Origin of the sequence: Burkholderia sp. BCC1972 (assembly GCF_905339605.1) — a bacterium.
Lineage (GTDB): Bacteria > Pseudomonadota > Gammaproteobacteria > Burkholderiales > Burkholderiaceae > Burkholderia.
In genome coordinates this window covers 285,529-304,672 of the sequence record NZ_CAJPGH010000003.1, presented here as the reverse complement: position 1 = coordinate 304,672, position 19,144 = coordinate 285,529, and the positions used below count along the sequence as shown (strand labels likewise).

Sequence of the window (19,144 nt, the reverse complement as noted above, 5' to 3'; positions counted from 1 at the left end):
CGCGTAGCGGCGCCCGTAACGACAAAGGCCTCGCGCGAACCTGCGTTCGCGCGAGGCCTTCGTCTTTCCGCTTCAGCGCCAGGGCCCGACGGCCCGGCAGTCAAGTGCTCAGCACTCACCCTTCTTCGCGTGTCCCGGCGGGCAGTGATAGCCGCCATGACCGTGATGACGCTCGTGATCTTCCCACTCGCGGCGTTCCCAGTAGCGGCGGCCGTCCCAGTAGCGGTCGCCGTGCCAGCCGACGATGACGGCCGGCGCGGGGGCGACCACGACGGGCGCAGGCGCGACGATGACCGGTGCGGGTGTGCCGATGTTGACGTCGACGTTGACGGCATGAGCGAGGCCGGACAGCGAGAGGCCGAGGCCGGCGAAAGCGAGGGCGATCAGCGAGCGTTGCATGTTCTTTTCCGTGATGTCGTTGTATGAGGCCGGCACGACGCGATGGAAGCGAGGGGGACCGTTCCACCGGGGGAACGCCGCGCCGACACGATGGAGTGTGCGGGCACGTGACGGAAAAGGCTAGGCAGGTTTATTACGGAGGGTTGCCGGCCGGCCAATGCAGGAAGCCGGTACGGGCCCGCGCCATTTGACAATGGCGGGCCGCGGGGGCCGATAGTGACTCCGCCTCATGCAGCGCGGGCTGTGCGCATTTGACATTCGACGGTGCGTGGCCGCGAAGCGGGATTAACGGTGCGTTACAAAGTCATGTGCGGCAGGCTGCAGCAGTCGCACCGGCTGCCGCACATCAAGCAGCACGCCGGCCGTCGGGCCGGCGGCTGCCACGGATGCGTTACAGATAGAACATCCGGTCTTCTTCAGGCCGCGGCGGATGATCGTCGTCGTCCGAACCTTCTTCTTCGCCGCTGTCCTCGTAGAACGCGAGCACGGCGTCGAGCACCTGGTCGGGATCGTCGATCACCTGCATCAGATCCATGTCGTCCGGATTGATCAGGCCCATCGGGATCAGCTGGTCGCGGAACCACTGCAGCAGCCCCTGCCAGAATTCGCTGCCGACGAGAATGATCGGCACGAGGCGCGACTTCTTCGTCTGGATCAGCGTGAGGACTTCGGACAGCTCGTCGAGCGTGCCGAAGCCGCCCGGCATCACGATCACCGCATCCGAGTTCTTCACGAACGTGACCTTGCGCGTGAAGAAATGGCGGAAGCGCAGCGAGATGTCCTGGTAGTGGTTGCCGGCCTGCTCGTGCGGCAGCTCGATGTTCAGGCCGACCGACGGCGCCTTGCCGGCGTGCGCGCCCTTGTTCGCGGCTTCCATGATGCCGGGGCCGCCGCCGGAGATCACGGCGAAGCCGGCGTCGGACAGCTTGCGCGCGATCTGCACGGCGAGCTTGTAGTGCGGCGTGTCGGGTTTGAGGCGGGCAGAACCGTAGATGCTGACAGCCGGGCGGATCTCCGACAGGTACTCGGTCGCCTCGATAAACTCTGCCATAATCGTGAACATCTGCCACGATGCGCGCGCCTTCTTGGCCGTCGCGCGTTCTTGATCTGCGAGCGAACGCAGACTCGGAATCACTTTTCTCTTGTTCATAATGCCTGAAGAACGAAATCTGGAAGGTAAGACCCTGCTATTGGTTGACGGTTCGAGCTATCTCTATCGGGCTTACCATGCGATGCCTGATTTGCGTGGCCCTGGCGGGGAGCCGACCGGAGCGCTCTACGGAATCATCAACATGCTGCGCCGTATGCGCAAGGAAGTCAGTGCAGAGTATAGCGCTTGCGTGTTTGATGCAAAGGGCAAGACGTTCCGTGACGACCTTTATGCCGACTATAAGGCAAACCGTCCGTCGATGCCGCCTGATCTCGCATTGCAGGTCGAACCGATCCACGGCGCCGTGCGCGCGCTCGGCTGGCCGCTGCTGATGGTCGAAGGCGTCGAGGCCGACGACGTGATCGGCACGCTCGCGCGCGAAGCCGAACGGCACGGGATGAACGTGATCGTGTCGACCGGCGACAAGGATCTCGCGCAGCTCGTGACCGACCACGTCATGCTCGTCAACACGATGACCAACGAGACGCTCGACCGCGACGGCGTGATCGCGAAGTTCGGCGTGCCGCCCGAGCGCATCATCGATTACCTCGCGCTGATCGGCGATACCGTCGACAACGTGCCGGGCGTCGAGAAATGCGGGCCGAAGACAGCCGTGAAATGGCTCGCGCAATACGACAGCCTCGACGGCGTGATCGAACACGCGGGCGAGATCAAGGGTGTGGTCGGCGACAACCTGCGCCGCGCACTCGACTTCCTGCCGCTCGGCCGCCAGCTCGTGACCGTCGACACGGCATGCGATCTCGCACCGCATCTCGAATCGATCGAGGCGTCGCTGAAGAGCGACGGCGAGGCGCGCGACCTGCTGCGCGACATCTTCGCGCGGTACGGCTTCAAGACGTGGCTGCGCGAAGTCGAGAGCGCACCGGCCGAAGGCAACGGCGCCGATGCGCCGGAAGGCGAGCCGGCCCCGGTGATCGCGACCGACGTCGTGCGCGAATACGACACGATCCAGACCTGGGAACAGTTTGACGCATGGTTCGCGAAGATCGATGCGGCCGCACTGACCGCGTTCGACACCGAAACCACCGCGCTCGACCCGATGCTCGCACGGCTCGTCGGCCTGTCGTTCTCGGTCGAGCCGGGCAAGGCGGCGTACCTGCCGGTCGCGCACCGCGGCCCCGACATGCCCGAGCAGCTGCCGATCGACGAAGTGCTCGCCCGCCTGAAGCCGTGGCTCGAATCGGCCGATCGCAAGAAGGTCGGCCAGCACCTGAAGTACGACGCGCAGGTGCTCGCGAACTACGACATCGCGCTGAACGGCATCGAGCACGACACGCTGCTCGAATCGTACGTGGTCGAATCGCACCGCACGCACGACATGGACAGCCTCGCGCTGCGTCATCTGGGCGTCAAGACGATCAAGTACGAAGACGTCGCGGGCAAGGGCGCGAAGCAGATCGGTTTCGACGAAGTGGCGCTCGCGCAGGCCGCCGAATACGCGGCCGAAGACGCGGACATCACGTTGCAGCTTCATCACGCGCTGTATCCACAGGTCGCGCGCGAGCCGGGCCTCGAGCGCGTGTACCGTGAGATCGAGATGCCGGTGTCGCTCGTGCTGCGCAAGATGGAGCGTACGGGCGTGCTGATCGACGATGCGCGCCTGCAGGCGCAAAGCACCGAGATCGCGACGCGCCTGATCGAGCTCGAAGCGCAGGCGTACGAACTGGCGGGCGGCGAATTCAATCTCGGCTCGCCGAAGCAGATCGGGCAGATCTTCTTCGAGAAGCTGCAGTTGCCCGTCGTGAAGAAGACGCCGAGCGGCGCGCCGTCGACCGACGAAGAGGTGCTGCAGAAGCTGGCGGAGGACTACCCGCTGCCGAAGCTGCTGCTCGAGCATCGCGGGCTGTCAAAGCTGAAGTCGACCTATACCGACAAGCTGCCGCGCATGGTGAACCCGTCGACGGGCCGCGTGCACACGAACTATGCGCAGGCCGTCGCGGTGACGGGCCGCCTCGCATCGAACGACCCGAATCTTCAGAATATTCCGGTGCGCACGGCCGAAGGCCGGCGTATCCGCGAGGCGTTCATCGCGTCGCCGGGCCACCGGATCGTGTCGGCCGACTATTCGCAGATCGAACTGCGGATCATGGCGCACATCTCGGGCGACGCGTCGCTGCTGCGCGCGTTCTCGCAGGGCGAGGACATTCACCGCGCGACGGCCGCCGAAGTGTTCGGCGTGACGCCGCTGGAGGTCAATTCCGACCAGCGCCGGATCGCGAAGGTGATCAACTTCGGGCTCATCTACGGGATGAGCGCGTTCGGCCTCGCGTCGAACCTCGGCATCACGCGCGATGCGGCGAAGCTCTATATCGACCGCTATTTCGCCCGCTACCCGGGCGTCGCGCAGTACATGGAAGACACGCGCTCGCTGGCGAAGGAGAAGGGCTACGTCGAAACCGTTTTCGGCCGCCGCCTGTGGCTGCCGGAGATCAACGGCGGCAACGGCCCGCGCCGCCAGGCGGCCGAGCGCGCGGCCATCAATGCGCCGATGCAGGGCACGGCGGCCGACCTGATCAAGCTGTCGATGATCGCGGTGGACGACTGGCTCACGCGCGACAAGCTCGCGTCGCGGATGATCATGCAGGTGCACGATGAACTGGTACTCGAGGTGCCCGACGACGAGCTGTCGCTGGTGCGCGAGAAACTGCCGGAAATGATGTGCGGCGTCGCGAAGCTGAAAGTGCCGCTCGTCGCCGAAGTGGGGGCCGGCGCGAACTGGGAAGAGGCACACTGACGCACCCCCGTGCGGTTCGCGTTCCCCGCGGCATATTGTTGCAGGGATGCTGAATATCGAGATGGTTTGCTTGTGGTCAACGCGCAAGCTCCCGGACAATGCATGTCAGTCATGTCATTGACGTGGGGCGGCGCGCCCCGCGTTCCGGGGCCGGCGCATCGAAGTGTTTCGAACTGCACAACGATGATGTCCGAACCGGTTAATCCACCGGGCGGCGCGAACGGATCGCGTTTGCTTCGTCCGGCGGCAGCAGTATCGAATCGCAAAGGGGGAATCAGATGCATCGGATCATCATCGTAGGCGGAGGCGCGGGCGGCCTGGAACTGGCGACGCGGCTCGGCGACCGTTACGGCGCGCGCGGCAATCGTCCCGCGCGTGCACTCGTCACGCTCGTCGACCGCAATCCGACCCACATCTGGAAACCGCTGCTGCACGAAGTCGCGGCCGGCAGCATGGACCCGTTCACGCAGGAGCTCGAATATGCGGCGCAGGCGCGCTGGCACGGCTTCGAGTTCCAGCAGGGCGGCCTGAGCGGGCTCGACCGCACCGGGAAACGCATCACGATCGCGCCGGTCAACGACAGCGACGGCGAGGAACTGCTGCCGGCGCGCGAACTGGAATACGACACGCTCGTGATCGCGATCGGCAGCACGACCCACTTCTTCGGCGTGCAGGGCGCAGCGGAAAACGCGATCGCGCTCGATACGGTCGGTGAGGCCGAGCGTTTCCGCAAACGGCTGATCGCCGCGTGCATGCGTGCCGAGCACCAGAGCCCGGCGCCGGCTGTATCGGGCGCACCGGGCGAAGCGGCAGAGCCGCGCATCCAGGTTGCGATCGTCGGCGGCGGCGCCACCGGCGTCGAGCTGTCCGCCGAGCTGCGCAACACCGCGCAAGTGTTGTCGGTCTACGGGCTGCACAAGCTCGATCCGCGGCACGACGTCGGCATCGTGCTGATCGAATCGGGGCCGCGGATCCTCCCGGCGTTGCCGGAGCGCGTGTCGTCGGCGACGGCCGAACTGCTCGAAAAGATCGGCGTGCGGCTGATGCTCTCCGAGCGCGTGACGGAGGTGGCGCCCGGGGCCGTCCACACGGCGAGCGGCAAGACGATACGTGCCGACCTGACGGTCTGGGCTGCCGGCATCAAGGCGCCGTCCGTGCTCGCGAATCTCGATGGACTCCAGGTCAACAAGCTTGGCCAGCTCGACGTGCGCCGCACGCTGCAGACTTTCACCGACGACAACATCTTCGCGCTCGGCGATTGCGCGGCATGCGCGTGGCCCGGCAACGAGCGCAACGTGCCGCCGCGCGCGCAGGCCGCGCACCAGCAGGCGAGCTTCCTGCTGAAGGCGATCGGCTGCCGGCTCGAAGGGCGTCCGCTGCCGGAATTCACGTATCGCGACCTGGGCTCGCTCGTGTCGCTCGGCCATTTCAGCGCGGTGGGCAACCTGATGGGCGGGCTGATCGGCGGCAACATGCTGATCGAAGGACTGTTCGCACGCTTCATGTACATGTCGCTGTACCGGATGCACATCGCCGCGCTGCACGGCTATCCGCGGATGATGCTCGATACGGTCGCGCACTGGCTGCGGCGTACGACGCTGCCGCGTGTCAAGCTGCACTGATTGCGCGTTCGCGGGCAAGGCGGGCGGGGAGTGCGCAGGTCGCGCGTATTCTCCGCCCGTCGTTGTTTGCAGATAGAGACCATTTTGCCTGCGCGTTTTTCGTTTCAGTCCGCGAGCATCAGGCCGAGTCGCGGCGATCGACGGGGTCGGCGCAACGCGCCGTAATCGAGTCTTACATATCTGACAGTTGACGCGACAACGGATAATTGGGCATCGTGTCCGGGTTTCCGTTTGCGGCAGGGTGCCAACCGCCGCGACATCCGCGCCGCGTGCCGGCGCGATGCCCCGTCATACGCATCCAGAATCGTGGCGGCGGCGCTCAATCGAGGAGTGCATTCATGTTGAAACCCGAAGTCGACAGCCTGGTTCCCCACGTGCCGTTCTCGCGCCGCAAGTTCATGCAGGCCGCGCTGGGCGGCACTTTCGCGGCGGCCGTGCTGCCCGTTTCGGCGCAGACGGTCACGACCGACAGCGCCGGGCTGGACGTCGACACCATCGAGATCCGCTCGGGCGACGCGAGCGTGCCGGCCTATCGTGCGCAGCCGGCCGGCAAGACGAACCTGCCGGTCGTCATCGTGATTCACGAGATCTTTGGCGTGCACGCGCATATCGCCGACGTCTGCCGCCGCTTCGCGAAGCTCGGCTATCTCGCGATTGCGCCCGACCTGTTCGCGCGGCAGGGCAATGCGGCCAAGTATCCGACGATCCAGGCGCTCGTCGAAAACATCGTCAGCAAGGTGCCGGACCGACAGGTCACCGAGGATCTCGATGCAACGGTCGCATGGGCCGGCAAGAACGGCGGCGACCTGTCTCGCCTCGGCGTGACGGGGTTCTGCTGGGGTGGCCGCCAGGCGTGGCTGTATGCGGAACACAACCCGCATGTGCGGGCGGCCGTGGCCTGGTACGGGTTCGTCGAAGGCAAGACCGACGAGATGACGCCGTTCAATCCGGTCGATCATGCGTCGTCGCTGAAGGTGCCCGTGCTCGGGCTGTACGGCGAGAAGGATCAGAACATCACGCAGGCGTCGCTCGCGGACATGCGCAAGGCGATCCAGGCGAGCGATTCGAAGCTCGCGCGCGAATCGGAGATCGTCGTGTATCCGGATGCCGGTCACGCATTCTTCGCCGACTACCGGCCGAGCTATGTGAAGGCCGATGCCGAGGACGGCTGGAAGCGCGCGATCGAGTGGTTCCACAAGTTCGGCGTGATGTAAACGACAAGCGGCGGCCCATGCCGCCGCTTCGTCACTGCTGCGCGGTGCCGGCGCTTACGGCGTCGGGCCGGTTGCGATCGGCCGCGACGGATCGGCGCTCCATTCGCTCCACGAGCCCGGGTACAGCGATGCGCCGTGCAGGCCCGCCACTTCCATCGCCAGCGCGTTGTGGCACGCGGTCACGCCGGAGCCGCATTGCAGGATCACGCGGTTCGGCTCGGTGCCGGCCAGCACGGTCGAGAACGCCTCACGCAGTTCGTGGCCGGTCTTGAAGCGGCCGTCGGCGTTCAGGTTGTCCTTGAAGAAACGGTTGCGTGCGCCGGGGATGTGGCCGCCGACACGATCGATCGTTTCGTTTTCGCCGCGGTAGCGATCCGGTGCGCGTGCATCGATCACGACGCGCGTGGGCGACGTCACGTTCGCGAGCACGGCCGCCGCGTCGACCGTCGACTCGAGCGGCGCGGCCGCACGGAAATCGCCGGCGGCCGGTTGCGGCACGTCGGCCGTCAGCGGCTGGCCGGCCGCTTCCCAGGCCTGCAGGCCGCCGTCGAGCACGGCGACCGAATCATGGCCGAGCCAGCGCAGCAGCCACCACAGGCGCGCCGCATACGCGCCGCCTTGCGCGTCGTATGCCACGACTTGCTGGCCCTGCTTGAGGCCGCGGCTGGCGAGCAGCGTCGCGAATGCGTCGCGGGTCGGCAGCGGATGGCGGCCGTTGGTGCCGGTCTTGCGGCCCGACAGGTCGCGGTCGAGATGAAGGTACTGTGCGCCGGGGAGATGGCGGGCCGCATAGGCCGCTTCCCCGGCGCCGGGATCGGCGAGATCGAAGCGGCAGTCGAACAGGACGACGCTGCCGGGCGCCGCGGCCAGGCGCTCGGCGAGATTGGCGGCGGAGATGAGCGTGGTGTAATGAGTGTGTGGCATGACGACTCCCTGGAGTGCAATGGGCCTGACACTCCAAGTCTAAACAAAAAAAGACGGGCCGAAGCCCGTCTTTTCGTATGCGCTATGCCGCACGGCGTCAAAGCGCCGCACCGGGTGTCAGAGGTCGCCGAGGTGGCGGCGCAGGAACTCGTGGAAGTGCTGCATGCCGTCTTCCATCGGGCTCTGGTACGGGCCGACCTGCGACTCGCCGCGGGCCATCAGTGCACGGCGGCCTGCGTCCATCCGCATCGCGATCTCGTCGTCCTCGACGGCCGTTTCCATATAGGCGGCGCGCTCGGCCTCGACGAATTCGCGTTCGAACAGCGCGATTTCCTCGGGGTAATAGAACTCGACGATGTTGGTCGTCTTCTGCGGGCCGCGCGGGATCAGCCACGACACGACGAGCACGTGCGGATACCACTCGATCATCAGGCCCGGGTAGTAGACCATCCAGATCGCGCCGAACTCCGGCGGTACGCCGTTGCGGAACTTCAGCACCTGCTCGTGCCATTTCTGGTAAGTCGCGCTGCCCGGCTTCGCGAGGGCGTTGTGCACGCCGACCGTCTGCACGCTGTACCAGTCGCCGAACTCCCACTTGAGGTCGTCGCATGACACGAAGCTGCCGAGGCCCGGATGGAACGGGACGACGTGGTAATCCTCGAGGTAGACCTCGATGAACGTCTTCCAGTTGTAGTCGCACTCGTGCACTTCGACGTGATCGAAGTGGTACTCGGAGAAGTCGAAGTGATGCTTCGTGCCGAGGTTGGCGAGATCGCGCGCGACATGGCGGCCTTCAGCCTCGAACAGCAGCCCCTGCCAGTTCTGCAGCGGGCTCTTGCCGAGGTTCAGGCACGGCTTGTCGGGGAAGTGCGGCGCGCCGAGCAACTCGCCTTCCAGGTCGTACGTCCAGCGGTGCAGCGGGCACACGATATTCTGTGTGTGGCCGCGCCCGTTGAGCATGATTGCCTGCCGGTGACGGCAGACGTTCGACAGCAGTTCGATCTGGTTCGTCTGGTTGCGGACCAGCACGCGGCCTTCCTTCTCGGACGGCAGCGCAAAATAATCCCCCGCCTCGGGCACCATCAACTCGTGCCCGACGTAACGAGGTCCTTTCTTGAAGAGGGTTTCGATCTCGCGCTCGAGTAGCGCCTCATCGAAATATGCAGTGACTGGAAGCTGGCTGTGAGCCGACTTCAACTGAAGCGCGTCGCTCAGATTGGACATTCCCACTCCCGGTGTTAGCGTGAAAGCAGTGAACAACCCAACCATCGAAAAATCGATTTAGGGAAACGGAGAATTATACCCGGTTCGCCTCGCAAGGCTAGGATTAAGTGCCTGATTTGTGTCAATTTTTTGTCCGCGAGCCATCGAAAGGCGCACACTGTGCATGGGAGATGGGGCCGGAATTGTGTTCGGGTGCCCACGACGGCAGGTCGGAAAATTCTCTTTTGCCGTAGAATGTCCGACTTGTTTTGAAATTTGACACCCTCGTCCATGGCGAAAACCGCATCCCCAGGCGCCACGCCGCCCGGCAATGGCACCGAACCGTTGCCGGACAATTACGAGACGGCGCTCGCGGAACTCGAGACGCTGGTTGCCCGGATGGAAGGCGGCGCGTTGAGCCTCGAGGATTCGCTGGCGGCGTATCGCCGCGGTGCGACCCTCGTTGCGTTTTGCCAACAGCAGCTTGAGAAAGTGGAGCAGCAGGTCCGCGTGCTCGACGGCGCGACGCTGAAGCCGCTTTCGTCCGGAACGGCCGCCACGGACGGCGAAGACGACGATCTATGACATTCGAACAATGGATGCGGTCTGTGCTTGACCGTGTCGAAGACGCACTCGGCCACTATCTGCCCGCTGAAACCGCGATGCCCGCGAAGCTACACGAGGCGATGCGCTACGCGGTCCTCGGCGGCGGCAAGCGTGTTCGCCCGCTGCTGTGCCATGCAGCCGGCGAACTGACCGGCGCGACGGAAGCGGCACGCAACGCGGCAGCGGCGGCGCTGGAGATGATCCACGTCTACTCGCTCGTGCACGACGACATGCCGTGCATGGACGACGACGCATTGCGCCGCGGCAAGCCGACCGTGCACGTGCAGTACGACGAGCCGACGGCACTGCTGGTCGGCGATGCGCTGCAGTCGCAGGCATTCGTTGCGCTGACCGACGCCGATGCGCTGTCGCCAGTGCAGCAGGCTGCGCTCGTGCGCGAACTGGCGCTCGCGAGCGGCTCGATCGGCATGGCCGGCGGGCAGGCGATCGACCTGGCGAGCGTCGGCCTCAAGCTGACGCGCGAACAGCTCGAGACGATGCACCGGATGAAGACCGGTGCACTGCTGCGCGCGGCCGTCCGGATGGGTGCGCTGGCCGGCGAGACGCCTTCGGCGGAAACGATGGCGGCGCTCGACGTCTATGCGGGGGCCGTGGGTCTGGCCTTCCAGGTCGTCGACGACATTCTCGACGTCACGACCGATTCGGCGACGCTCGGCAAGACGGCCGGCAAGGATGCGGCGAACGACAAGCCGACCTACGTATCGATCCTCGGCCTCGAGGCGTCGCGCGAGCTGGCCGCGCAGTTGCGCGCCGAAGCGCACGACGCGCTGAAACCGTTCGGCGCACGCGCACAGCGTCTCGCCGAACTTGCCGACCTGGTAGTGAACCGGGTCAGCTGACGCGAAAGCCCGCCGCCGCGCACACGCTACGGTGCGTGCAACAGAATGCGGGCGCGTTTGATTTCCTACAATGGAACGACGATGTACGACTTGCTGAAAACCATCGACGACCCGGCGGATTTGCGCCGCCTCGATCGTCGCCAACTGCAACCGCTCGCGGATGAACTGCGCGCGTTCGTGCTCGACAGCGTGTCGAAGACGGGCGGCCATTTGTCGTCCAACCTCGGGACGGTCGAGCTGACGATCGCGTTGCACTACGTGTTCAACACGCCGAACGATCGCATCGTCTGGGACGTGGGCCACCAGACCTACCCGCACAAGATCCTGACGGGCCGCCGCGACCAGATGCATTCGCTGCGTCAGCAGGACGGCATCTCGGGCTTCCCGCGCCGCAGCGAGTCCGAATACGACACGTTCGGCACCGCGCACTCGAGCACGTCGATCTCGGCCGCGCTCGGCATGGCGATCGGCAGCCAGCTGAACGGCGACGACCGCTTCTCGATCGCCGTGATCGGCGACGGCGCGATGACGGCCGGCATGGCGTTCGAGGCGATGAACAACGCGGGCGTGTCGGAAGACGCGAAGGTGCTCGTGATCCTGAACGACAACGACATGTCGATCTCGCCGCCGGTCGGCGCGCTGAATCGCCATCTCGCCCGCCTGATGTCGGGCCGCTTCTATGCGGCTGCGCGTGCAGGTGTCGAGCGCGTGCTGAGCGTGGCGCCGCCGGTGCTCGAACTCGCGCGCAAGCTCGAGGAGCACGCGAAGGGCATGGTCGTGCCCGCCACGCTGTTCGAGGAGTTCGGCTTCAACTACATCGGCCCGATCGACGGTCACGATCTCGATTCGCTGATCCCGACGCTGCAGAACATCCGCGAACTGCGCGGTCCGCAGTTCCTGCACGTGGTGACGAAGAAAGGCCAGGGCTACAAGCTCGCCGAAGCCGATCCCGTGCTCTATCACGGCCCCGGCAAGTTCAATCCGGCCGAGGGCATCAAGCCGTCGACCACGCCCGCGAAGAAGACGTACACGCAGGTGTTCGGCGAGTGGCTGTGCGATGAAGCCGAGCGCGATACGCGCGTCGTCGGCATCACGCCCGCCATGCGCGAAGGCTCGGGCATGGTCGAGTTCGAGAAGCGCTTCAAGGATCGCTACTACGACGTAGGCATCGCCGAGCAGCACGCGGTGACGTTCGCGGGCGGCCTCGCGACCGAAGGGCTGAAGCCCGTCGTCGCGATCTACTCGACGTTCCTGCAGCGTGCATACGACCAGCTGATCCACGACGTCGCGCTGCAGAACCTGCCGGTCGTGTTCGCGATCGACCGCGCGGGCCTCGTCGGCGCGGACGGCGCGACGCACGCCGGTGCATACGATCTCGCGTTCATGCGCTGCATCCCGAACATGACGATCATGGCCGCATCCGACGAGAACGAATGCCGTCAGATGCTGCACACGGCGCTGCAGCAGCCGAACCCGACCGCGGTGCGCTATCCGCGCGGCGCGGGCACGGGCGTGGCGACGGTGAAGGAATTCACCGAGATCCCGCTCGGCAAGGGTGAAGTGCGCCGCCGGACGTCGCAGCCGGAAGGCAAGCGCGTCGCGATCCTCGCATTCGGCACGATGGTCGCACCGTCGCTGGCTGCGGGCGAGGAACTCGACGCAACGGTCGCGAACATGCGCTTCGTGAAGCCGGTCGACGCCGCGCTCGTGCGCGAACTCGCCGAAACGCACGACTACCTCGTCACCGTCGAGGAAGGCTGCGTGATGGGCGGCGCGGGCTCGGCCTGCGTGGAAGCCCTGATGGAGAGTGGGGTTATCCGACCCGTACTACAATTGGGCCTCCCTGACCTGTTCATCGATCACGGCGATCCCGCGAAGCTGCTGTCGCAATGCGGCCTCGACGGCGCGGGCATCGCGAAATCGATTCGCGAACGCTTTCTGAACCCGGCGGCCGATGTCGCCGGTCAGGCGAAGCGCGTCGCATAAGCTGGCGCCGCCTGCGGGCGGTGCCGGTGCGACTGGCGCAACCGGTCTTCATTGATGCGGAAAACATGGGCCTGCGGGCCCATGTTGCTTTTCCGGCTGCCGCGTGACGCGGCGTGCGCGTCGTCGAACGCGCGGCTTACAAGGATTGAACAAAGATGAACCAGATGAATCCCGCCTTCGTGATGCCCGACGTGCAGAGCACGGTGGATACCCGTCAGATCCCGATTCAGCGTGTGGGCGTGAAGGCGGTCCGGCATCCGTTGACGGTGTGCACCGAAAGCGGCGACGTGCAGCCGAGCGTCGGTGTCTGGAACCTCGACGTCCGTCTGCCTGCCGACCAGAAGGGTACGCACATGTCGCGCTTCGTCGCGCTGCTCGAGGAGAATCGCGCACCGCTGACGGTCGAGCGCTTCCGCGCGATGCTCGCGTCGATGCTCGAGAAGCTCGAAGCCGAGGCCGGCCGCATCGAGGTCACGTTCCCGTATTTCGTGAACAAGACGGCGCCGGTGTCGGGCGTGCAGAGCCTGCTCGACTATGAAGTGACGCTCGCGGGCGAAAGCCGCAACGGCGACACGCGCCTGTTCCTGAAGGTGCTCGTGCCGGTGACGAGCCTGTGCCCGTGCTCGAAGAAGATCTCGCAGTACGGCGCGCACAATCAGCGCTCGCACGTGACGATCGATGCCGAGCTCGCGGCCGACCTGCCGGTCGAGGCGCTGATCCGCATCGCGGAAGAGGAAGCGTCGTGCGAACTGTGGGGCCTGCTGAAGCGCCCGGACGAGAAGTTCGTCACCGAGCGTGCGTACGAGAATCCGAAGTTCGTCGAGGATCTCGTGCGCGACGTCGCACAGCGTCTCGATGCGGACGAGCGCGTGGTTGCCTACGTGCTCGAAGCCGAGAACTTCGAGTCGATCCACAATCACAGCGCGTATGCGCTGATCGAGCGCGACAAGCGCCTCGCTGCATGACACTGCTTTTTTCGCCGCGCCCATGAAGAAGGCCGCTCGAACCGAGCGGCCTTTTTGTTTTCCCGCTTGCGGTGTTGCGCTGCGCGGTTCAGCGTGCGAGCGACGCGAGATCCCAGCGCGGCTTCACCGTGAACGCGTAGTCGGCATTGGCCTGCTCGGGCCAGCGGCCGAGCCGCAGTGCGCCTGCGAGCGCGATCATTGCGCCGTTGTCGGTGCAGAGCGCGAGATCGGGGTAGTGCACGTCGAAGCCGCGCTTGGCGGCGGCGGCCGACAGTGCCGCGCGCAACTGACGGTTCGCACCGACGCCGCCCGCGACCACGAGGCGCTTGAGCCTGGTCTTCTTCAGCGCGGCGAGCGATTTCGCGACGAGCACGTCGACGGCCGCGTCGACGAAGCCGCGCGCGAGGTCGGCTTTCGCGCGGTCGAGCGCTTCGCCTTCCAGCTTCGCCGCTTCGAACTTCTTCATCTGCGTGAGCACGGCCGTCTTGAGGCCGCTGAAGCTGAAGTCGAGATCGCCCGAGTGCAGCATGGGGCGCGGCAGCACGACTGCACCCGGCGTGCCCGTCTCGGCGAGCTTCGACACTTCCGGGCCGCCCGGATAGCCGAGGCCGATCAGTTTCGCCGTCTTGTCGAACGCTTCACCGGCTGCGTCGTCGAGCGTTTCGCCGAGCGTCTCGTACACGCCGACGTCGGTCACGCGCATCAGTTGCGTATGGCCGCCGGACACCAGCAGCGCGATGAACGGAAACGGCGGCGGCTCGTCGACGAGCAGCGGCGACAGCAGGTGGCCTTCGAGGTGATGGATGCCGACGGTCGGCTTGTTCCATGCGAGGGCGAGCGCATTGGCGATGCTCGCGCCGACCAGCAGCGCGCCGGCCAGGCCGGGGCCCTGCGTAAAGGCGATCGCGTCGATGTCGTCGCGGCGCGTGCCGCTTTGGGCCATCACTTCCTCGAGCAGCGGCAGCGCGCGGCGGATGTGGTCGCGCGACGCGAGCTCGGGCACGACGCCGCCGTAGTCGCGGTGCATGGCGATCTGCGAATGGAGCGCGTGCGCGAGCAGGCCGCGCTGCGTGTCGTAGAGCGCGAGGCCGGTTTCGTCGCAGGAGCTTTCGATGCCGAGAACGAGCATGGGTGCGGGCAGGGCGCGCCGTGTCGGGCGCACCGCGGGAAGGTCAACGTAACCGGAAATTATAGCAGGCGAGGGCTGGCCGCCGCTGGCGGCGGCCCGGGCTCGATGCCGGGCAGGTACAATCCGCGCCATGGAAACTTATGACATCGCCGTGATCGGCGCGGGCGCCGCCGGGATGATGAGCGCCGCGGTCGCCGGGCAGCTCGGCCGCCGCGTCGTGCTGATCGATCACGCGCCGCGGCTCGCCGAGAAGATCCGCATCTCGGGCGGCGGCCGCTGCAACTTCACGAACCTGTACGCGGGCCCCGACAACTATCTGTCGTCGAATCCGCATTTCGCACGCTCGGCACTGGCGCGCTATACGCCGCGCGACTTCCTCGGGCTGCTCAAGCGCCATCACGTGACCTGGCACGAAAAGCACAAGGGTCAGCTTTTTTGCGACCACGGCAGCGACGCGATCATCGACGTGCTGAAGCACGAGTGCGACGCGGGCGGCATCGCGTGGCGCCGGCCCGTCGTCGTCGACGCGGTGCGCCACGCGCCGGCCGACGGCTTCGTGCTCGACACGCAGCAGGCGGGGGCGATCGGTGCGCGCGCACTGATCATCGCGACGGGCGGCCTGTCGATCCCGAAGATCGGCGCGACCGACTTCGGCTACCGGCTGGCGAAGCAGTTCGGCCACAAGCTCGTCGATACGCGGCCCGCGCTCGTGCCGCTGACGTTCGCGCAGCAGGACTGGGAGCCGTTCGCGGCGCTGTCGGGCGTGTCGCTGGAGGTGCGCGTGTCGACAGGCGACAGGAAGCGCGGCGGCGAATTCGTCGAGGACCTGCTGCTGACCCATCGCGGCCTGTCCGGGCCCGGCATCCTGCAGATCTCGAGCTACTGGCAGCCCGGCGACCCGATCCGCGTCGACCTGCTGCCGCAGCGCGACACGGTGGCCGACCTGCTCGACGCGAAGCGTACGTCGAAGCGCCAGATCGGTTCGCTGCTCGCCGACTGGGTGCCGTCGCGCCTCGCCCATGCGTGGCTCGACACGCATCGCGTCGCGGTCGACGCGCGGCTTGCGGACCTGCCCGACAAGACGCTGCGCCAGATCGGCGAGGCGCTGTCCGGCTGGACGCTGACGCCGAACGGCACCGAGGGCTACAAGAAGGCCGAAGTGACGAAGGGCGGGGTCGATACGCGGGAGCTGTCGTCGGCGACGATGATGAGCGCGCGCGTGCCGGGGCTGTTCTTCGTCGGCGAGGCGGTGGACGTGACGGGCTGGCTCGGCGGCTACAACTTCCAGTGGGCGTGGGCGTCCGGCACGGCGGCCGGGCAGGCCGCGGCGGAGTATTCGCGGGGCGCCTGACGGCCCGGCCCGTTTAAGCGGACCCGGCCCCCGCGCCTTTGGACAATCCAATCGCTCTGCTATACTCGGTAGTCTTTCCCTGCAAACCTTTATTCGTGTCGGATCATGACGATCATTCGCGTTAAAGAGAACGAGCCGTTCGAAGTTGCAATGCGTCGCTTCAAGCGCACGATCGAGAAGAACGGTCTGCTGACCGAACTTCGCGCGCGCGAGTTTTACGAGAAGCCGACCGCGGAGCGCAAGCGCAAGAAGGCCGCTGCAGTGAAGCGTCATTACAAGCGGATTCGCAGCCAGACGTTGCCGAAGAAGCTGTACTGAACGATTGGGCGCCGCGCGGTTCGCTGAGCGGCGCACCGGCGACTCCGCGCGATCGGGTACGATCGCGCAGCCGATCAGGCGGCGAGTCGCCGATGCCGGATTCGAGCAACCCGCTTGAGACACTGTCCCAAGCGGGTTTTTGTGTTGACGCCCATTCGCGGGCGTCGGATTCACGTTTCCATTCCGGGTGAAAGATGAGTTTGAAAGAGCAGATCAGCGAAGACATGAAGGCCGCGATGCGCGCGAAGGAAAGCGAGCGCCTGGCGACGATTCGCCTGCTGATGGCCGCGATCAAGCAGCGTGAGGTCGATGATCGTGTCACGCTCGACGACGCGGGCATCACGGCCGTGATCGACAAGATGATCAAGCAGCGCAAGGATTCGATCAGCCAGTTCCAGGCCGCCGGCCGCGACGACCTCGTCGCGAAGGAGCAGGCCGAGCTGACCGTGCTGGGCGGCTACATGCCCGCGCAACTGTCGGACGCCGAAGTGGCGGCCGAAATCCAGGCGGCGGTCGCGCAAACCGGCGCAGCCGGCCCGCAGGACATGGGCAAGGTGATGGGCGTGCTGAAGGGCAAGCTCGCCGGCCGTGCCGACATGACGGCCGTTTCCGCGCAGGTCAAGGCCGCGCTCACGAAGTAAAACCCGTTCCCGGTGCGCCCAGCGATGCGCGCGCCGGGCGTCGTATTGTCTTTTTTCGCTCGATCCCACGGTGATTCCGCATTCTTTCCTGCAGGACTTGCTGAACCGCGTCGATATCGTCGACGTGGTGGGCCGGTACGTGCAGCTCAAGAAGGGCGGCGCCAACTTCATGGGGTTGTGCCCGTTCCATAACGAGAAGAGCCCGTCGTTTACCGTCAGTCCGACCAAGCAGTTCTATCACTGCTTCGGTTGCGGCGCGCACGGCACGGCGATCGGCTTCCTGATGGAGCACGCGGGGCTCACGTTCCCGGAAGCCGTGCAGGAACTCGCGCAGTCCGTCGGGCTGACCGTGCCGCACGAACCGTCGATGCGCGGCGGTGGGGGCGGAGGCGGTGGCGGCGACTATCCGGCGCCGGTGTCGAAATCGGTCGCGACCGCGCTGTCCGACGCGATGACGGCCGCATGCGACTACTACCGCAAGCAGTTGCGCGGCGCGACGGTTGCGATCCAGTACCTGAAGAACCGGGGCCTGACCGGCGAGATCGCCGCGCGCTTCGGTCTCGGCTATGCGCCGGACGGCTGGCAGAACCTCGAAGCCGCGTTCCCGGACTATCGCGACGAATCGCTCGTCGAGTCGGGGCTCGTGATCGTCAGCGAGAAGACCGACGCACAGGGCGTCGCGCGCCGCTACGACCGGTTCCGCGAGCGGATCATGTTCCCGATCCGCAACGTGAAGGGGCAGGTGATTGGCTTCGGCGGCCGCGTGCTCGGCAGCGGCGAACCGAAGTACCTGAACTCGCCCGAAACGCCGCTGTTCAACAAGGGCAGCGAGCTGTACGGGCTGTTCGAGGCGCGGCTCGCGATTCGCGAGCGCAAGTACGTGCTGGTCGTCGAAGGCTACATGGACGTCGTCGCGCTCGCGCAGCTCGGGTTTCCGAATGCGGTCGCGACGCTCGGCACCGCGTGCACGCCGATTCACGTGCAGAAACTGCTGCGCCAGACCGACACGGTCATTTTCAGTTTCGACGGCGATTCGGCCGGGCGGCGGGCGGCGCGGCGCGCGCTCGAGGCCTGCCTGCCGCATGCGGGCGACAATCGCACGATCCGGTTCCTTTTTCTGCCGACCGAGCATGATCCGGACAGCTATGTACGCGAATTCGGCGCGGACGCGTTCTCCGAGCAGGTCGAGCGCGCGATGCCGCTGTCGCAATTTCTGCTGAACGAAGCGATTGCCGGCAAGGCGCTCGATCAGCCGGAAGGGCGCGCGAAGGCGCTGTTCGATGCGAAGCCGCTGTTGCAGGCGCTGCCCGCGAACGCGTTGCGTGCACAGATCATGCATATGTTCGCGGACCGCCTCGATATCCCGTTCGAAGAGGTCGCGGGGCTGTCCGACGTCGATACGCGGATCGCGGCGCCGCCGCGCCAGGCGCCCCCGCGCAGCGAGCGCCGCCGCGTGACGGACAGCGAAAAGCGCGCGTTGCGCACGCTGGTGATGCATCCGCGCATCGCGTCGCAGCTCGACGACGAACAGATTGCGACCCTGCGCGCGTTGCCGCGCATCGGCGAACTGTTCGCGGAAGTCGTCGACCATGCGCGCGCGCTGGGCGACGGCGCGGAGTTCCGGCTGCTGTCGGATGTCCTGCGGACGTCCTCGAACGGCGCGACTTACGAGGAAATCTTCCGCGAAATTCTGGACTATGATGAAAACGTCCGCGATTTGCTGTTACAGAATCCGGAAGACGAGACGGTGCCCGAGCGGCAGCGTGATCAGGAACGAATCGCGGGGGAGGAGCTGCAGGCGGCGGTGCTCAAGATGCGCTACGACGCCTGCTGCGACCGGCTTGACCGGCTGGCGCGGCAGTCCACCTTCACCCCCGAGGAATTGGCTGAATTGACGGAATTGAACCAGCAGCGAACCGACATGAAACGTCGGCTCGGGCTGTAGGCGGCCGGGGCGCTTAGAGAGGGCGCCCCAGCGTGCTATAATATAAGGTTTCCAGCGGTTTGTTTTCCAAGCAAAG

At 66.0% G+C, this 19,144-nt stretch carries 16 protein-coding genes; 11 read left to right on the top strand and 5 right to left on the bottom strand.

Annotation, left to right across the window (positions count from 1 at the left end; all coding sequences use genetic code 11):
* Positions 1-108 precede the first annotated feature (108 nt).
* On the bottom strand, positions 109-399 hold the full coding sequence (locus tag U5798_RS07015; protein ID WP_124446488.1) for a hypothetical protein: 291 nt from the start codon (positions 397-399) through the stop codon (positions 109-111).
* A gap of 391 nt (positions 400-790) precedes the next feature.
* Entirely contained in the window at positions 791-1,549 is a 759-nt protein-coding gene (locus tag U5798_RS07010; protein WP_124446490.1) for a TIGR00730 family Rossman fold protein, read from the bottom strand.
* Position 1,550: 1 nt separating this feature from the next.
* Between U5798_RS07010 and polA the strand changes: the two genes are divergently transcribed.
* From polA to U5798_RS06995, 3 genes are all read left to right on the top strand, one after another.
* Complete coding sequence (polA, locus tag U5798_RS07005; RefSeq protein ID WP_322081639.1) at positions 1,551-4,304, top strand: DNA polymerase I; 2,754 nt, start codon at positions 1,551-1,553, stop codon at positions 4,302-4,304.
* A gap of 278 nt (positions 4,305-4,582) precedes the next feature.
* Entirely contained in the window at positions 4,583-5,926 is a 1,344-nt protein-coding gene (locus U5798_RS07000) for an NAD(P)/FAD-dependent oxidoreductase (RefSeq protein WP_322081638.1), read from the top strand.
* Between the two features lie 338 nt (positions 5,927-6,264).
* Positions 6,265-7,140, top strand: a complete 876-nt coding sequence (locus tag U5798_RS06995; protein ID WP_322081637.1) for a dienelactone hydrolase family protein — start codon at positions 6,265-6,267, stop codon at positions 7,138-7,140.
* Between the two features lie 54 nt (positions 7,141-7,194).
* Here U5798_RS06995 and U5798_RS06990 read toward each other — a convergent pair whose 3' ends face one another.
* On the bottom strand, positions 7,195-8,064 hold the full coding sequence (locus tag U5798_RS06990) for a sulfurtransferase (RefSeq protein WP_322081636.1): 870 nt from the start codon (positions 8,062-8,064) through the stop codon (positions 7,195-7,197).
* A 117-nt stretch (positions 8,065-8,181) separates the two neighbouring features.
* Entirely contained in the window at positions 8,182-9,288 is a 1,107-nt protein-coding gene (locus U5798_RS06985; RefSeq protein WP_124446500.1) for an aromatic ring-hydroxylating oxygenase subunit alpha, read from the bottom strand.
* A gap of 270 nt (positions 9,289-9,558) precedes the next feature.
* Between U5798_RS06985 and U5798_RS06980 the strand changes: the two genes are divergently transcribed.
* The 4 genes from U5798_RS06980 (at position 9,559) to folE2 (ending at position 13,684) form a co-directional block, all read left to right on the top strand.
* Positions 9,559-9,852 (top strand): exodeoxyribonuclease VII small subunit, encoded by a 294-nt coding sequence (locus tag U5798_RS06980; RefSeq protein ID WP_040139363.1) that lies wholly within the window; start codon positions 9,559-9,561, stop codon positions 9,850-9,852.
* Positions 9,849-10,733, top strand: a complete 885-nt coding sequence (locus U5798_RS06975; protein ID WP_006479426.1) for a polyprenyl synthetase family protein — start codon at positions 9,849-9,851, stop codon at positions 10,731-10,733. Before U5798_RS06980 ends, U5798_RS06975 begins: the two co-directional genes overlap by 4 nt.
* Positions 10,734-10,814: 81 nt before the next feature.
* Positions 10,815-12,719, top strand: a complete 1,905-nt coding sequence (gene dxs / locus U5798_RS06970) for a 1-deoxy-D-xylulose-5-phosphate synthase (RefSeq protein ID WP_322081635.1) — start codon at positions 10,815-10,817, stop codon at positions 12,717-12,719.
* A gap of 155 nt (positions 12,720-12,874) precedes the next feature.
* The gene (gene folE2 / locus U5798_RS06965) at positions 12,875-13,684 is read left to right on the top strand and encodes a GTP cyclohydrolase FolE2 (RefSeq protein WP_124446504.1); all 810 of its coding nucleotides are present in this window, start codon (positions 12,875-12,877) and stop codon (positions 13,682-13,684) included.
* An 88-nt stretch (positions 13,685-13,772) separates the two neighbouring features.
* Here the strand turns inward: folE2 and tsaD are convergent, their stop codons facing one another.
* On the bottom strand, positions 13,773-14,813 hold the full coding sequence (gene tsaD / locus U5798_RS06960; protein ID WP_124446506.1) for a tRNA (adenosine(37)-N6)-threonylcarbamoyltransferase complex transferase subunit TsaD: 1,041 nt from the start codon (positions 14,811-14,813) through the stop codon (positions 13,773-13,775).
* Positions 14,814-14,943: 130 nt separating this feature from the next.
* On the opposite strand from tsaD, the gene U5798_RS06955 reads away from it, so the two are divergent.
* The 4 genes from U5798_RS06955 to dnaG all read left to right on the top strand — a co-directional run bounded on the left by U5798_RS06955 (position 14,944) and on the right by dnaG (position 19,068).
* On the top strand, positions 14,944-16,164 hold the full coding sequence (locus U5798_RS06955; protein ID WP_415859490.1) for an NAD(P)/FAD-dependent oxidoreductase: 1,221 nt from the start codon (positions 14,944-14,946) through the stop codon (positions 16,162-16,164).
* A 105-nt stretch (positions 16,165-16,269) separates the two neighbouring features.
* Positions 16,270-16,482: a 30S ribosomal protein S21 gene (gene rpsU / locus U5798_RS06950; RefSeq protein WP_006479415.1), complete on the top strand. Its 213-nt coding sequence runs from the start codon at positions 16,270-16,272 to the stop codon at positions 16,480-16,482.
* A 194-nt stretch (positions 16,483-16,676) separates the two neighbouring features.
* Positions 16,677-17,123 carry a GatB/YqeY domain-containing protein gene (locus U5798_RS06945; protein WP_124446510.1) on the top strand — a complete coding sequence of 149 codons (447 nt, stop codon included), beginning with the start codon at positions 16,677-16,679 and terminating at the stop codon, positions 17,121-17,123.
* A gap of 70 nt (positions 17,124-17,193) precedes the next feature.
* Entirely contained in the window at positions 17,194-19,068 is a 1,875-nt protein-coding gene (gene dnaG, locus U5798_RS06940) for a DNA primase (protein WP_322081634.1), read from the top strand.
* Positions 19,069-19,144: the final 76 nt, after the last annotated feature.

What these genes read in the sequence shown, in the direction of transcription:
- U5798_RS06955 (WP_415859490.1), top strand. Translation starts at nt 14,944, where the DNA reads ATGGAAACTTATGACATCGCCGTGATCGGCGCGGGCGCCGCCGGGATG.
- rpsU (WP_006479415.1), top strand. Translation starts at nt 16,270, where the DNA reads ATGACGATCATTCGCGTTAAAGAGAACGAGCCGTTCGAAGTTGCAATG.
- polA (WP_322081639.1), top strand. Translation starts at nt 1,551, where the DNA reads ATGCCTGAAGAACGAAATCTGGAAGGTAAGACCCTGCTATTGGTTGAC.
- U5798_RS07015 (WP_124446488.1), bottom strand. Translation starts at nt 399, where the DNA reads ATGCAACGCTCGCTGATCGCCCTCGCTTTCGCCGGCCTCGGCCTCTCG.
- tsaD (WP_124446506.1), bottom strand. Translation starts at nt 14,813, where the DNA reads ATGCTCGTTCTCGGCATCGAAAGCTCCTGCGACGAAACCGGCCTCGCG.
- U5798_RS07000 (WP_322081638.1), top strand. Translation starts at nt 4,583, where the DNA reads ATGCATCGGATCATCATCGTAGGCGGAGGCGCGGGCGGCCTGGAACTG.
- U5798_RS06985 (WP_124446500.1), bottom strand. Translation starts at nt 9,288, where the DNA reads ATGTCCAATCTGAGCGACGCGCTTCAGTTGAAGTCGGCTCACAGCCAG.
- U5798_RS06975 (WP_006479426.1), top strand. Translation starts at nt 9,849, where the DNA reads ATGACATTCGAACAATGGATGCGGTCTGTGCTTGACCGTGTCGAAGAC.
- U5798_RS06990 (WP_322081636.1), bottom strand. Translation starts at nt 8,064, where the DNA reads ATGCCACACACTCATTACACCACGCTCATCTCCGCCGCCAATCTCGCC.
- U5798_RS06980 (WP_040139363.1), top strand. Translation starts at nt 9,559, where the DNA reads ATGGCGAAAACCGCATCCCCAGGCGCCACGCCGCCCGGCAATGGCACC.
- dxs (WP_322081635.1), top strand. Translation starts at nt 10,815, where the DNA reads ATGTACGACTTGCTGAAAACCATCGACGACCCGGCGGATTTGCGCCGC.
- U5798_RS07010 (WP_124446490.1), bottom strand. Translation starts at nt 1,549, where the DNA reads ATGAACAAGAGAAAAGTGATTCCGAGTCTGCGTTCGCTCGCAGATCAA.
- folE2 (WP_124446504.1), top strand. Translation starts at nt 12,875, where the DNA reads ATGAACCAGATGAATCCCGCCTTCGTGATGCCCGACGTGCAGAGCACG.
- U5798_RS06995 (WP_322081637.1), top strand. Translation starts at nt 6,265, where the DNA reads ATGTTGAAACCCGAAGTCGACAGCCTGGTTCCCCACGTGCCGTTCTCG.
- U5798_RS06945 (WP_124446510.1), top strand. Translation starts at nt 16,677, where the DNA reads ATGAGTTTGAAAGAGCAGATCAGCGAAGACATGAAGGCCGCGATGCGC.